This is a genomic window from Hyphomicrobium sp. (genome assembly GCF_019753045.1).
Taxonomy (GTDB): Bacteria; Pseudomonadota; Alphaproteobacteria; order Rhizobiales; family Hyphomicrobiaceae; genus Hyphomicrobium_B.
Genome location: NZ_JAIELN010000014.1, coordinates 95,843 through 108,425, shown reverse-complemented (window position 1 = coordinate 108,425; position 12,583 = coordinate 95,843). Strand labels below are relative to the sequence as shown.

Below are 12,583 nucleotides of genomic sequence, written 5' to 3'. Positions count from 1 at the left end.
CAGCGATGGCGGCCGTTTCGCGTCTTGCCTCCGATGACTGCGAAGAGTAAACGCGCCGAACCCCTCGGAGGCACGAGATGTTCAAGGCGATCCTGATAGAAAAAGACGGCGAGCGCGCAACGCCTCGTCTTGCGGAACTCGATAAGCAGTCACTGCCTGAAGGCGACGTGACGGTGCGCATCAGCCATTCGACACTCAATTACAAAGACGGTCTTGCGATTACCGGGAAAGGGCCGATCATCCGTTCGTTCCCGATGGTGCCGGGCGTCGACTTCGCAGGGGTGGTCGAAGAGAGCAGCAATCCCCGTTTCAAAGCGGGCGACGCGGTTCTGCTCAACGGGTTCGGCGTCGGCGAAAGTCACTGGGGCGGCCTGTCCCAATATGCGCGCGTCAAGGGTGACTGGCTCATTCCGCTTCCCGAAGGCTTGCCCCCTGCCCGCGCGATGGCGCTCGGCACGGCAGGATACACAGCGATGCTATGCGTGATGGCGCTCGAACGCGAAGGCGTCACGCCGGACAAGGGCGAGATCATCGTAACGGGTGCGGGCGGCGGCGTCGGCGGCGTTGCCGTTCTCATTCTGTCGCGCCTCGGCTACGACGTCGCCGCATCGACCGGCCGCGTCGAAGAAGCCGAGTACTTGAAAGGCTTGGGCGCGAAGACGATCATCGATCGCAAAGCGCTTTCGGAGCCGGGCCGGCCGCTTCAAACGGCTCGATGGGCGGGCGCAGTCGACAGCGTTGGCAGCCACACGCTTGCAAACGTCTGCGCGAGCATGAAGGACGACGGCGTCGTCACTGCATGTGGCCTTGCGCAAGGCTTGGACTTCCGGACGACGGTCGCGCCCTTCATTCTGCGCGGCGTTACGCTCGTTGGCATCAACTCCGTCTACCGTTCTATTGCGGATCGCACGACCGCTTGGAAACGTCTCGCCCATGAGATCGACTTCGACAAGCTCGATGGCATGACGCGCACCATTCCGCTGGAACAGGCCATCGCAGCCGCGGGTGATCTTCTCGCCGGAAAAGTGCGTGGCCGTCTCGTCGTTGAGACCGGCGTCCTCTCGTAACGTCTTTCAGCATTTGTAGCCTCAAGGAATTGCCCATGCCATTTCTTCGATTTGATCTCATCAAGGGGCGCACTGACGCCGAAATTGCCACGCTGCTCGATGCGGCGCACGACGCCATGCTGGAGGCATTCAAGGTGCCTGTTCGCGACCGCTATCAAATCGTTCACGAGCACGAGCCGAGCCGCGTGCGGATCGAGGATACCGGCCTCGGTATCGAGCGCACCCACAAGGTCGTTCTCGTTCAGGTGACGAGCCGGCCGCGTTCAACGGAACAGAAGCAGGAATTCTACCGGCTGTTGACGGAGGCGCTTTCCAGCCGTTGCGGCATCGCGCCGAGCGATGTGATGGTCAACTTCGTCATCAACACCGATGCCGATTGGTCGTTCGGAAACGGCGAAGCGCAATTTCTAACGGGCAAGCTCGAGTAGAGGCGACGCTATGCATCTCGTCCAAGATCCAAATGCGCCCGCGGCGCCAGCGATAACGTTCGACCAGTTTCTCGCGGTCGATATCCGCATCGGTACAATCGTTGCCGCCGAGCCTTATCCGGAAGCAAGGAAGCCAGCACTGAAGCTCAGGATCGATTTCGGCAACGGTATCGGCGTCAAGCAATCGAGCGCGCAGATCACGCGGCATTATGATTGCGCGACCCTCGTCGGGCGGCAGGTGGCGGCAGTCGTAAATTTTCCGCCGCGCCAGATCGGCAAATTCATGTCGGAAGTACTGACGCTCGGATTTCCGGATGAAAGCGGCGAGGTCGTGATGTTCAAGCCCGACATCAAGGTGCCGAACGGCGCGCGCCTGTTCTGATTGGAGAAGAGCGCGCCGCCCGCAAGGCCGCGCGCTCTCGGTTGCTATTTCTTCCGATCTCCGAGCGCCCAGACGTAAGCGGCGACGGCTTTCACATGATCATCCGATAGTTCGACGCCGCCCTTCGGCGGCATGGCACCGGGATGCTCCTTCGGTTCGGGCACGCCATCCAAAATCGTCTTGGTGATACCCTCGACGCTGCCGTCGCTCCATAACCATTTTCCTGACGTGAGATCGGCGCCGACCGGGCTGCCCACCCCGCCCGCGCCATGACATCCGGCACATGTCGCGCCGCCGACGTCACCATCGAAGACTTTCTTTCCGAGCGCGACCTGATCGGCAGTCGAGCCCGGCGGTACGGGGAGCGCTGCCAATGCTCCGGCCTCAGGATGAACACCCTCCGGCGGCGAAGCCTGACCCGCGTTTGCCTCCTGTGTCTGAACTTCCGGCGCTGCATCGAGGGTCTTCGAGTTCGGATCGCCGGAATAGGTGACGCGCCAGATGCGGCCGTTTACGTCGTCCGAAATATAGAGAGCGCCGTCTCGGCCGACGGCCAGTCCCGATGGCCGGTGCGCAGCGCCGCCTGGATCCTTCTTGGCGCCGGCGAAACCATCAGCAAAGACGATGAACTTGCCGGTGGGCTTACCATCGGCAAACGGCTGATAGACGATGTTGTAGCCGCCCTGCGGACCTGGTGCGCGATTCCATGAACCGTGAAATGCGATGAACATGCCGTTGCGATAGGGTTCTGGAAACGTCGAGGCTTTGTAAATTTTCATGTCGTTCGGCGCCCAATGCGCCGGGAACCACGCGACGGGTCCGAGCTTCTCAGCGCACTGTCCTACCTTCTTACCGCCATCGCCGCCGTATTCCGGAGCCAGCACGAGCTTCTGCTGCGCGCCGTCGTGGTAGCAATACGGCCAGCCGTAATCGCCGCCCTGCTTCAGCGCGACGACGACTTCAGCCGGCAGATCGAAGCCCTGTTGCGCGGAGTAAAGTTCCGGCCAATTCTCATGCAGCTGGTCGCGCCCGTGCTGCGTTACATAGAGTTGGCCCGCGGAATCGAAATCCAAGCCCTCGCCGTTCCGGATGCCGGTTGCATGACGCTCGGCGGGCGAGAATTTCTGGCCAAGCTTGTTGGCGTCGTATTTCCAGACCCCAGCCCGCGTCTCCAGTTCGACGCACGGATTGTGACCCTTCGAGTGCGGCATGCGGTTCTTGATTTCGCAGTTGTTGGTTGCCGACCCCATGCTGACGAACAGATTGCCGTCGGCATCGATGATGAACGAGTGCATCGGATGGTCGCCGTTGATCGGCATGCCGGAGAGCACCGTCTCGGCTTTGCCTTCGGGTGTGATCTCTCCGTCCTTCAGCGGATAGCGATCGATGCGATCGTTGATCTCCGCATATACGTAATTGTTGTATAGGGCGAGGCCGGTGCCGCCGTGGCCGCCTTCCTTCTGCGTTTCGCCGAAGCGCTTGACGACATCGGCGGTGCCGGTGCCCTTCGTATCTTTCAGCGCAACGACGAAGCCGCCCGGCGGCAAATCGTTGTTCTTGTAATAGACGCCGCTCCATGTGTTCACGAAGACGGTGCCGTCCTTGCCGACCGCCATCTGGCGGGCATGGCCGATGTTGTCGGCGAAAACGGTCGCGCAGAACCCCTTCGGCAGGCTGAGCCCGGCATTGCCGCCCGGGCACGTTTCGGCGCTCGCCTCGGGCGTGCCGGCAAATTGCAAACCGAGAGCGAGCGCCACCGGCGCGGCAAAAACTGCAGCGCGCTTTGTTCCGGCAGGTTGCATGGCTGAACTCCTGTACTTTGAAAGATCGAAGCTGCCCGGACGAAAGTCCGGGCAGCATTGTTCAGTCGCCGATCGTCACCGGCACGGCTTGGAACGGCAGCTTCGGCGGTCCGTTCTCTTTCGGCGAGAAAAGATGATTGAGCTGACCCTCGCCGACCCAGACCGTGCTGCCGACCTTCGCGAGAGACGTCGGGCCGATGAGGCCATCCTTCAAGTTTTCGATAGTGACTTTATCGCCGTCCACGATCACCCGATCGAGGGTGCCGGCGCCTTCCACCATGAGGAACGTGTTGCCGTTGAGCTGGCGCAGAGCATCCGGGAACTTCAGCGGGCGTGATGTCGCCAGCTTGGTCACGGCGCCGGGCGCGCCGTCCTTGACGTCGATGCGGAAGAATTCGCCGCCGCCATAGGTGTTGACGTAGAGATTGCCGTCGCTTCCCAAGGCTATGCCGTCGAGGCCCGCGCCGTTCTTCGGAACGAGCAGACCGTTTTCGACCCAGACTTCAAGTTCTTTCGCGCCGGGCTTAAGGCGCAAAATTTGTGGTGCGGCGGTGTTCGTCACGTACACGGTGCCGTCGGGAGCGACGACCATGTCGTTGCAGATCGTCGCCTTGCCGGGGAATGCGGCGCTGAGTTTGCCTTCGCCGGTTGCGAGGTCGAAGCCTTTTAAATACGCGCCTGTGACGTTCGACGGTCCGGGAACGCCCAAGCTCGAAACATCGTTGGAGCAAACCCAAAGCGTTTTCGACGGCTCATCGACCAGGACGCCGAACGTCGAACGCGTATCGAAAGCTCCGGGCTTGATCCACATCTCAGCTTTCGACGCTCCGGGCTTGACGCGGGCGACGCCGCCGGAGGCCAGGCTGCTGATGTAGATCGTTCCGTCGGACGCCGCGGACATGCTTTCGGGGTAGGCTTGATCGCCCGGGATTTCGATCGGCTTCAAGTCGCCAGCAATCGCCTGCGTGGCGACTATAAGAGCGCCGATAGAGACAAAGGCGGTCAGGCCAATAATAGGGCCGCGAAACAGCTTCATGATTACTCCCTCGCCAAGCATCGGCCCGCCGTACCGTGCTCATGCGTTCTGCAGATTTGTTTTGTCATCGACGGCATTGATATGCGTTGGCGGGATTGATCGGTTTCCGCGGGCCGGCGTTCATGTTCAGGCAAGTCCCGCTGGCATCAACTGATCAACGCGTAAATGGTTCGAGTTTCTTCAAAACGGCGTTCGGGAAACTCTCACCTGCTTACGTTATAGTTTAATTGCTATTTCGAAACGATTGAGAATGAAAGGGTGCCGACACTTTCCTGGCACTCTGTCACGCAGGGAACAACACGTGATGTAGAGCATCCATTAGACGAGCCCTCAAAGCGCAACTGTGCTATTCATCGGACGCATAGCCTTCGATCCGCCGATTTTGGGGACCTTTGCCATGTCGAGATCTTGGAAGAAACTCGCGATCATCGTGTCGGCCGCTACGGCGAGCACGCTCGCCAGCCATCTCCAACCGGCGCATGCAGCATCGGGCGAGCGCATCGGCGATGCCGTCGTGATTACCAATATCGTCATGGCAGATTACGCAGAAAAGCAGCGTAAGCTTGCGCGCGGCGACGACGTTCGCCAGGACGAGATCATCGAGGTCAACACGGACGCGCAAGGCGAGTTCAAGCTCGACGACGACACGAAGCTTGCGCTTGGGCCCGGCTCGCGGCTCGTGCTCGATAAATTCGTTTACGACAGCGACAAGAAAACGGGCTCGATCATTCTCAACGTCGCGAAGGGCGCGTTTCGCTTCATCACAGGCGTCGCCGCGAAACCGACGTATGTCATCAACACACCGAACGCATCGATAACCGTGCGGGGCACGATATTCGACTCTTACATATTGCCGGACAAGTCGGTGTGGGTGCTGCTTCACGAAGGCGCGCTCGAGGCGACCGGCAAGAAGAATGTCTGCCGCGTTCTCGACCGTCCAGGACAGATGATGCACATCGCAAGCGATGGGACAGTCACGGGGCCTTTCAATTGGTCCAAGCTTCCTGACGGCAACGCGGTTGCGTTCGATACAGCCTTCCCCTTCGTCATCAATACTCCATCGATCGATCCCAACCCGCTTTTGACGCGCGCGCAAATCATCGAAGCGTCATTACCCGACGCACCGGCGAAAGATTGCATCAACCCGCATTCACCGATCGAGATTCAGAAGCCGGTCAAAACACGCAAAGCCGAGACGCCGCGCAAAGAGCCGAAGAAGCAGAAGGTTGCGACGCAGAAGCCGACGAAACCGCGCAATGGAGGATACGGTGACGATTGCCCGAGTTGCATGACCGGTATGGGCATCGTAATCGGCGGCGGCGGAATGGGCGGATTCGGAGGCCATCGCGGAGGCGGCGATGGCGGCAACTACGGCAGCAGAGGCCGCTGATGCGATCATCGCATCAGGTCGCGATTTTCTCACGCGCGCTGTTGCGATAGTAGGCGACCATGTCCTCCGGCGCGCTGCGCATGCAGGCGGCGAGAGCTTCCTCGGCTTGTCGCGGGTCGCCGGCCTGACGCGCGGCAAGAAACGCAACATGCGCGTTGCGCACATTGAGAAACGCTTCGGAGGCGGCGTAGGTCTCGTCTCCGAGCAGAGCGAAAACGTTTTCTGGACGATCCTTCCCGCGGGGCGTGACGGAGCCGAGTTCCAGGAATGCGAACTGCGGAGCCTGCGCCGCCGTCCGCTCGCCAACGACGATCCTCGCGCCGAACATCTTCGTCGATTCCTCGAACCGGGCCGCGACGTTCACAACGTCACCGAGAACCGAATAATCGAAGCGTTGTGGCGAGCCGACGTTGCCGACGACGCATTCTCCCGTATTCAAGCCAATCCCTAAGCGCACCGGCACGAATGGCGCGCCAGCCGCGACGGCCTCCGCTCTCAGCGCGTCGTTGAGACTGGCTAAACGGTCGAGCATTGCGAGCGCGGCGCGGCAGGCGTTGCTTGCGTGGTTCGCGTCATGCACCGGCGCATTCCAGAACGCCATCACCGCGTCGCCCATGAACTTGTCGATCGTGCCGCTATGACCGAGGATGACATCCGTCAGCGGCGTGAAGAGGCGATTGACGAAACGGATCAATTCGTCCGCCTGCAGGCCTTCCGAAATTTTCGAGAAGCCGCGAACGTCGGCGAAAAGAAGCGTGACTTCGCGTGTCTCGCCGCCGAGCTTCAGCTTATCGCGGTTTCTCGCGAGTTCCTCGACCAACGGCGCCGCAACGTAATGTCCGAATGCCGAGCGGATTTCGGCGCGCTGAATTTCGGATTTGATAAAGCTCGTCAGCGATACGCCGAAATAAAGGAGCGCCACGGAGAGCGACGGATATACGGGATCGAACAGCAATCCGGCGCGCGAATACGCGAGCCAGGAGAGCAGGACAATGAACGCGATCGATGTCAGTCCGACAATTGCGGCGCGCAAAGCTCCCGATCGTTCGATCAGCCAAGTGACCAGCACGCCGACGACCAAAAGGAATGTGAGTTCGGCGCCTGAAGCATAGGCCGGGCGGACGAGGTGATCGCCCGAGAGCATCTGCTCTAGAGCTTGTGCATGAACTTCGACACCCGGAACAGCAGGCTCGAGCGGCGTTGCCCTGAGGTCAAGAAGGCCAGTCGCCGTCGCACCAATAATCATATGCCGCGATTTTATATCGTCGGCATTCGCAGTGCCGTCGAAAATACTCAACGCCGATATCGTGCGTCTCGGATCGCTCGGCGCGAACTTCAGCCACAACTCGCCTCGTCCATCGGACGGAAGAACCGTATCGCCGACGCGGACGCTCTCCACGCCCGTTTTTTGTCCGAGAGCTTCGACACCGCTTCCACCCGACGACTTGATGAATATCGTCGATTGTTTCGTGCCGATCCGGAGTGCTTCGAGCGCGAGAGAGGGATAGAGCGAGCCGCCGATCGAAACGAGAAGCGGTATGCGCCGCACTACCTGATCGCTCGAAGGCAACCAATTGACGGCGCCGACACCGCGGGCCGCTTTCGTGAGGCCCGGCAGATTCTCCACGCCGCCTGCGAAGGCGTGGACGAAGAGCAAAGGATCGTCACCCGCATAAGAAACGGCTGCAGGATAAGGACTTATCTTGCCGGACCCGATTGCATTTCCGGCGACCCCCAAAACAACGGGCGCACCTTCGATGGCGGCTGCCAGACGCGCGTCGTTGGATGGAAACCGTCCCAAGTCCGCGAGTGCAGTCACCTGCCCGGCATCATCAGCCAGGGAGCGCAGAAGCTCTTCCGGAGAAAGCCGGTCCGGTTCGGCGAAGACCATGTCGAACGTGACGGATGCGGCTCCGGCCGCAACGAGTTTCGACACAAGGTCCGCAAGTTTGGTTCGTGGCCACGGCCATTGGCCGACTGCTGCGAGCGAGGCCTCGTCGATCGCGACGATGCGTACCGGAAACGACGGGTCGACCTGACGTGGCGCCGCGCGGAGGTAGGTGTCGAAAGCCGAGAGCCTGAGACGCGCCACCGGTTCGGGGTCTGCGATGCGCAGTGCGAGACAGGTCGCGAGCAATGCGACGGAGATGAGCAGTGCGAGTGGCAGACGGCTCAATCCAGCATTCATCGGCCAGCATCCGTTGGTTGGGCGAACGAGCCATTTGAGAGTCGATTTCGGCGACGGCCACGACGGGTTGAATTGCGCAACTCTCGCACGCGCACATAGCGCGGCATAGTGCCCGGCGCGATCGTCGCCTGTGGTCAGGATCTTCCGCTTCTGTGCAGCGGATTCTGCGGAGTGGAACGAAGCCGATGCTTCTTCGAACCGATCGAGACTGGTCAGATGAATTGGACATTCATCTTTTCGGCTTGCTCGCGCCAATTTTCTGCATAGTCTTAAAAGTATCATAAACGGCCGAAGAGCCGGAAGACAAAGGGAAAACGGGGGCATTTTGGACAGCATCACATCGGCCCTCGGGCGGCATTTCGGCGTTCGTTCCGGAATCGCGACTGCATTCTTCGCTGCTCTCATGGTTGTTGCACCGGAACCCTCCCGAGGCGAAATCGGAAGCGAAGAGACGCATGTCGATTCGCTGCCGACCCAGCCCGATATTCGCGAAATTCCGGACGGCGATTTCCCATTCGACCTGCGAAAAATAGCCGACAAGCTGGAAAGCCCCTGGTCGATTGGCTTCCTGCCGGATGGCCGAATTCTCGTCACCGAGCGGCCCGGACGCCTTCGCGTCATCGAGGGCGACATGCTCCTGCCGGCGGGTATCGCAGGCGTGCCGACAGTTCTTTCAGGCAGCCACTCAGGGCTTCTGGATGTGCTCGTCGATCCTGAATTCCCGAAGAATCACCGCTTGTTTCTCTCCTATATGCACGGAACTCCGGAAGCCGGAACGATACGGATTTCGAGCGCCGTCCTCGATGGCATGAACCTCGTCGACAAGCGGGTCATTTTCGAGAGCCGGCCAGCCGCGAATGGGCTCGACCAGATCGGCGGACGCCTGGCGTTCGGGCCGGACAAGGCTCTCTATTTGACGATCGGCGACCGCTTCCAGAAAGAGCGCGCGCAAAACCTGCTCGATCATGGCGGCAAGATCATCCGGATCAACACGGATGGGTCGATCCCCGAAGATAATCCGTTCGTCGGCCGCAGCGACGTGCTGCCGGAAATCTACAGCTACGGGCATCGCAATCCGCAGGGGCTGATCGGCAACGTCGGCGACGGGCAGCTCTGGTCAATCGAACAGGGTCCGAAAGGCGGCGACGAACTCAACCTCATTACCGGCGGCAGCAATTATGGATGGCCGCTCGTTACCTATGGAGTTAACTACGACGGGTCAGTCATTTCGGACAAAACATCTGCTCCCGGCATGGTCGACCCGGTATATGTTTGGGTCCCCTCGGTCGCTCCGGCCAGTCTCGTTTCCTACTATGGCAACGTCATGCCCGACGATTGGCGCGGGGACTTCCTGGTTGGAACGCTCGTCGGGGAATGCCTGATCCGGCTCCGAATGGACTCCGGCAAAGTCGTCAAGGAAGAGCGCTATCTCCACCATAAGATCGGGCGTATTCGCGACGTCGCAGTCGCTCCAGACGGGTATATCTATTTGTTGACCGACAGTTCCGAAGCCTCGATCTACCGGATAGAGCCGCTGACGGATCAAGTCGCCAAGGTCAGATCTGATCAGTAGACGATCGACCCTCTGGCGGATGGTCGCCGCTCATGGCGCCCCCCGCTTGCGAACCTCGGACCGCATGATTGTCGTGCGGCCGAGGCAAAGTTTGCCCACTATTTGGCCTTGCCCAGCGATTGACCTTTTCTCGGCTTGCCACCAGAGTGGCCTCGGAAGAATTGGACGCCGTCACGCTTGAGTGACGAAAAGCGTCACGTCGCCCAAGATTTCCCAAAGGGAACAATTTCTTGGGGACCTCTCATGTCATCCACCGAACCGAAAGTGGTCGATGAGGACGTAAAAGTCCTACATTCGATGGGCTACGCGCAGGAACTTTCCCGGCGCATGCACGCGTTCTCGAACTTCGCTATCTCGTTTTCCATCATTTGCATCCTGTCGGGCGGCATCAACTCGCTCGGGCAGGCGACCGCCGGCGCGGGTGGGGCGGCAATCGGATTGGGATGGCCTTTGGGCGTTCTGATTTCCGGTGTGTTTGCAATGGCTTTGGCGCAAATCTCGTCAGCCTATCCGACCGCCGGCGGCCTTTATCACTGGGGCTCCATCCTGGGCAACCGGTTCACCGGCTGGCTTGCCGCGTGGCTCAACCTGCTCGGCCTGATCACGGTGCTCGGCGCCATCAACGTCGGGACGTTCTACTTCTTCTTCGGCGCGTTCGGTCCCTACTTCGGCGTCGAAGACACGCTTACCCATCGCGTGCTTTTCATGGCGCTGATCACGGGCCTGCAGGCTCTCGTCAACCATCTCGGCATCGGCCTGACGATGAAGCTCACGGACTTTTCGGGCTACATCATTCTGTTCGGCGCCGTGGCCCTGGCCGCGGTGTGCCTGATCTTCGCACCGAGTTATGACGTTTCGCGGCTGTGGACGTTCTCGAACTACACGGGCACGGAAGGCGCTAACGGCGTCTGGCCGAACGCGGTTTCGTTGAGCATGGCGTTCGCGCTTGGCCTGCTGCTGCCGATCTACACGATCACGGGCTACGACGCTTCGGCCCATACGGCCGAAGAAACCGTCAACGCGTCGATGGCTGTGCCCAAAGGCATGTGCTCGGCCGTGCTATGGTCGGGCGTTTTCGGCTACATCATGCTGTGTGCGTTCGTGTTGATGATCCCCAACATGGACGAAGCCGCCAAGCAGGGCTGGAACGTGTTCTTCTGGGCCATGGATAAGCAGGTTCCGCCGGGCATCAAGAACGCGATGTACGTGCTGATCTTCGTGTCACAATGGCTCTGCGGCCTGGCGACCGTCACATCGGTATCGCGCATGCTGTTCGCCTTCTCGCGTGACGGCGGTATTCCGGGCATTTCGGGCTGGCTGGCAAAGGTTAGCCCGACATACCGCGTGCCCCAGAACGCGATCTGGTTCGGCGCGCTGCTCGCGACCTTGTTCGTCTGGTTCACGTCTGCGATCACCATCGCGGGCACACCGGCCTACTCGATCGTCGTGTCCTGCACGGTCATCTTCCTGTTCCTGTCGTTCGCGGTGCCGATCGCCCTGGCGCTGTTCAAGTACGGCGGACCGGCCTTCCCGAAGCCCGGCCCGTGGGATCTTGGGTCCGGCCTCTTCAAGCTCGTGTGCGTGCTGTCGCTGATCTCGATGGCTGTCATTTTCTACATCGGCATCCAGCCGCCAAACGACTGGGCGCTGGAAATCACGATCGGCTTCATCGTGCTGTCGCTCATCATCTGGGTGCTGTTTGAGAACCGCCGGTTCAAGGGCCCTCCGATCGGCGCGGACATCGCACGGCGTGCGGCCGAGATCAAAGCAGCCGAGGCGGCGGTCGGCGAAGGCCACTGACGGGTCAAGACCCCCTTCGATGTCAAAAAATGGTACGGGCCGGATCAAACGATCCGGCCCGCATCTGTTACACATCCTCGCAAGCGTCTCGACAGGAGCAAGAAAAATGGCAGACCGGCTTAAGGGTAAGATTGCGATCATTTCGGGCGGAGCAACGGGCATGGGCGGCGCCTCATCCCGCCTTTTTGCCGCCGAGGGTGCGGCGGTCGGCGTGATCGACCGCAACGAAGAGGCCGGACGCGCCGTGGTCGCCGAGATCAACAACGCGGGCGGCAAGGCCGTTTTCGCGGCTGCCGACGTGGCGGATCAAGCACAGGTGAATGCTGCCGTCGCGAGCGTCACGTCCGCCATCGGGCAAGCCAACGTGCTCTTCAATCACGCGGGCACGATCATCATCAAGCCGTTCCTCGAGACGACGCTCAAGGAGTGGGAATGGCTGATGGGCATCAACGTCACGAGCATGTACCTGATGACGCAAGCGGTGCTGCCGGGAATGCTGGAGCTTGGCGGCGGATCGATCGTCTGTACGTCGTCGATTTCGGCCATTGCGGCAACGCCCATGGAGACGGCGTACAATACGTCGAAGGGCGCTTGCCACATGTTCGCGCGGTCCATCGCCGTCGAGTACCGTGACAGAGGCATTCGCTGCAACGCCGTCTGCCCCGGGTTCGTCAAGACGCCCCACGGTCTGCGCGAAGTGGCGGAGCTGTCGAAGCGTGGCGTCGATGCTTCGGACGCCGCTCTTGCCGTCCAGCAAGGCCGCCTCTGCGAGCCGGAAGAAGTTGCGCGTGCTGCCCTCTTCCTCGCCAGTGACGAAGCGAGCTTCGTCAACGGTGCGCACCTGTTCGTGGACAACTGCTTTACGGCGGTTTGATGCGATAGTAACGGCGGCCGTCGCCCTTGGTGTGAAGTCGAGG

General features: G+C 60.7%; 10 protein-coding genes. 7 read left to right on the top strand and 3 right to left on the bottom strand.

The window, feature by feature from the left end:
- Positions 1-77 precede the first annotated feature (77 nt).
- From K2Q04_RS16185 to K2Q04_RS16175, 3 genes are read left to right on the top strand one after another with little or no spacing between them, the layout of a single operon-like run.
- Complete coding sequence (locus tag K2Q04_RS16185; protein WP_291165730.1) at positions 78-1,067, top strand: MDR family oxidoreductase; 990 nt, start codon at positions 78-80, stop codon at positions 1,065-1,067.
- A 35-nt stretch (positions 1,068-1,102) separates the two neighbouring features.
- Positions 1,103-1,495 carry a tautomerase family protein gene (locus tag K2Q04_RS16180; protein ID WP_291165729.1) on the top strand — a complete coding sequence of 131 codons (393 nt, stop codon included), beginning with the start codon at positions 1,103-1,105 and terminating at the stop codon, positions 1,493-1,495.
- A 10-nt stretch (positions 1,496-1,505) separates the two neighbouring features.
- Positions 1,506-1,877 (top strand): tRNA-binding protein, encoded by a 372-nt coding sequence (locus K2Q04_RS16175; RefSeq protein ID WP_291165728.1) that lies wholly within the window; start codon positions 1,506-1,508, stop codon positions 1,875-1,877.
- A gap of 44 nt (positions 1,878-1,921) precedes the next feature.
- Here the strand turns inward: K2Q04_RS16175 and K2Q04_RS16170 are convergent, their stop codons facing one another.
- Together K2Q04_RS16170 and K2Q04_RS16165 are read right to left on the bottom strand one after the other, a co-directional pair.
- Positions 1,922-3,679, bottom strand: a complete 1,758-nt coding sequence (locus K2Q04_RS16170; protein ID WP_291165727.1) for a c-type cytochrome — start codon at positions 3,677-3,679, stop codon at positions 1,922-1,924.
- Positions 3,680-3,740: 61 nt separating this feature from the next.
- Entirely contained in the window at positions 3,741-4,715 is a 975-nt protein-coding gene (locus tag K2Q04_RS16165) for a hypothetical protein (RefSeq protein WP_291165726.1), read from the bottom strand.
- A 397-nt stretch (positions 4,716-5,112) separates the two neighbouring features.
- On the opposite strand from K2Q04_RS16165, the gene K2Q04_RS16160 reads away from it, so the two are divergent.
- Complete coding sequence (locus tag K2Q04_RS16160; protein WP_291165725.1) at positions 5,113-6,105, top strand: FecR domain-containing protein; 993 nt, start codon at positions 5,113-5,115, stop codon at positions 6,103-6,105.
- Between the two features lie 13 nt (positions 6,106-6,118).
- Here the strand turns inward: K2Q04_RS16160 and K2Q04_RS16155 are convergent, their stop codons facing one another.
- Positions 6,119-8,293 carry an adenylate/guanylate cyclase domain-containing protein gene (locus tag K2Q04_RS16155; protein ID WP_291165724.1) on the bottom strand — a complete coding sequence of 725 codons (2,175 nt, stop codon included), beginning with the start codon at positions 8,291-8,293 and terminating at the stop codon, positions 6,119-6,121.
- Positions 8,294-8,618: 325 nt separating this feature from the next.
- On the opposite strand from K2Q04_RS16155, the gene K2Q04_RS16150 reads away from it, so the two are divergent.
- The 3 genes from K2Q04_RS16150 (at position 8,619) to K2Q04_RS16140 (ending at position 12,540) form a co-directional block, all read left to right on the top strand.
- The gene (locus K2Q04_RS16150; RefSeq protein WP_291165723.1) at positions 8,619-9,866 is read left to right on the top strand and encodes a PQQ-dependent sugar dehydrogenase; all 1,248 of its coding nucleotides are present in this window, start codon (positions 8,619-8,621) and stop codon (positions 9,864-9,866) included.
- Between the two features lie 243 nt (positions 9,867-10,109).
- The gene (locus tag K2Q04_RS16145; protein WP_291165722.1) at positions 10,110-11,666 is read left to right on the top strand and encodes an amino acid permease; all 1,557 of its coding nucleotides are present in this window, start codon (positions 10,110-10,112) and stop codon (positions 11,664-11,666) included.
- Between the two features lie 106 nt (positions 11,667-11,772).
- On the top strand, positions 11,773-12,540 hold the full coding sequence (locus K2Q04_RS16140) for an SDR family oxidoreductase (RefSeq protein WP_291165721.1): 768 nt from the start codon (positions 11,773-11,775) through the stop codon (positions 12,538-12,540).
- The last annotated feature ends 43 nt before the right edge of the window (positions 12,541-12,583 follow it).

Coding starts and splice junctions, on each gene's coding strand:
- K2Q04_RS16185 (WP_291165730.1), top strand. CDS start 78: ATGTTCAAGGCGATCCTGATAGAAAAAGACGGCGAGCGCGCAACGCCT.
- K2Q04_RS16180 (WP_291165729.1), top strand. CDS start 1,103: ATGCCATTTCTTCGATTTGATCTCATCAAGGGGCGCACTGACGCCGAA.
- K2Q04_RS16175 (WP_291165728.1), top strand. CDS start 1,506: ATGCATCTCGTCCAAGATCCAAATGCGCCCGCGGCGCCAGCGATAACG.
- K2Q04_RS16170 (WP_291165727.1), bottom strand. CDS start 3,679: ATGCAACCTGCCGGAACAAAGCGCGCTGCAGTTTTTGCCGCGCCGGTG.
- K2Q04_RS16165 (WP_291165726.1), bottom strand. CDS start 4,715: ATGAAGCTGTTTCGCGGCCCTATTATTGGCCTGACCGCCTTTGTCTCT.
- K2Q04_RS16160 (WP_291165725.1), top strand. CDS start 5,113: ATGTCGAGATCTTGGAAGAAACTCGCGATCATCGTGTCGGCCGCTACG.
- K2Q04_RS16155 (WP_291165724.1), bottom strand. CDS start 8,293: ATGAATGCTGGATTGAGCCGTCTGCCACTCGCACTGCTCATCTCCGTC.
- K2Q04_RS16145 (WP_291165722.1), top strand. CDS start 10,110: ATGTCATCCACCGAACCGAAAGTGGTCGATGAGGACGTAAAAGTCCTA.
- K2Q04_RS16140 (WP_291165721.1), top strand. CDS start 11,773: ATGGCAGACCGGCTTAAGGGTAAGATTGCGATCATTTCGGGCGGAGCA.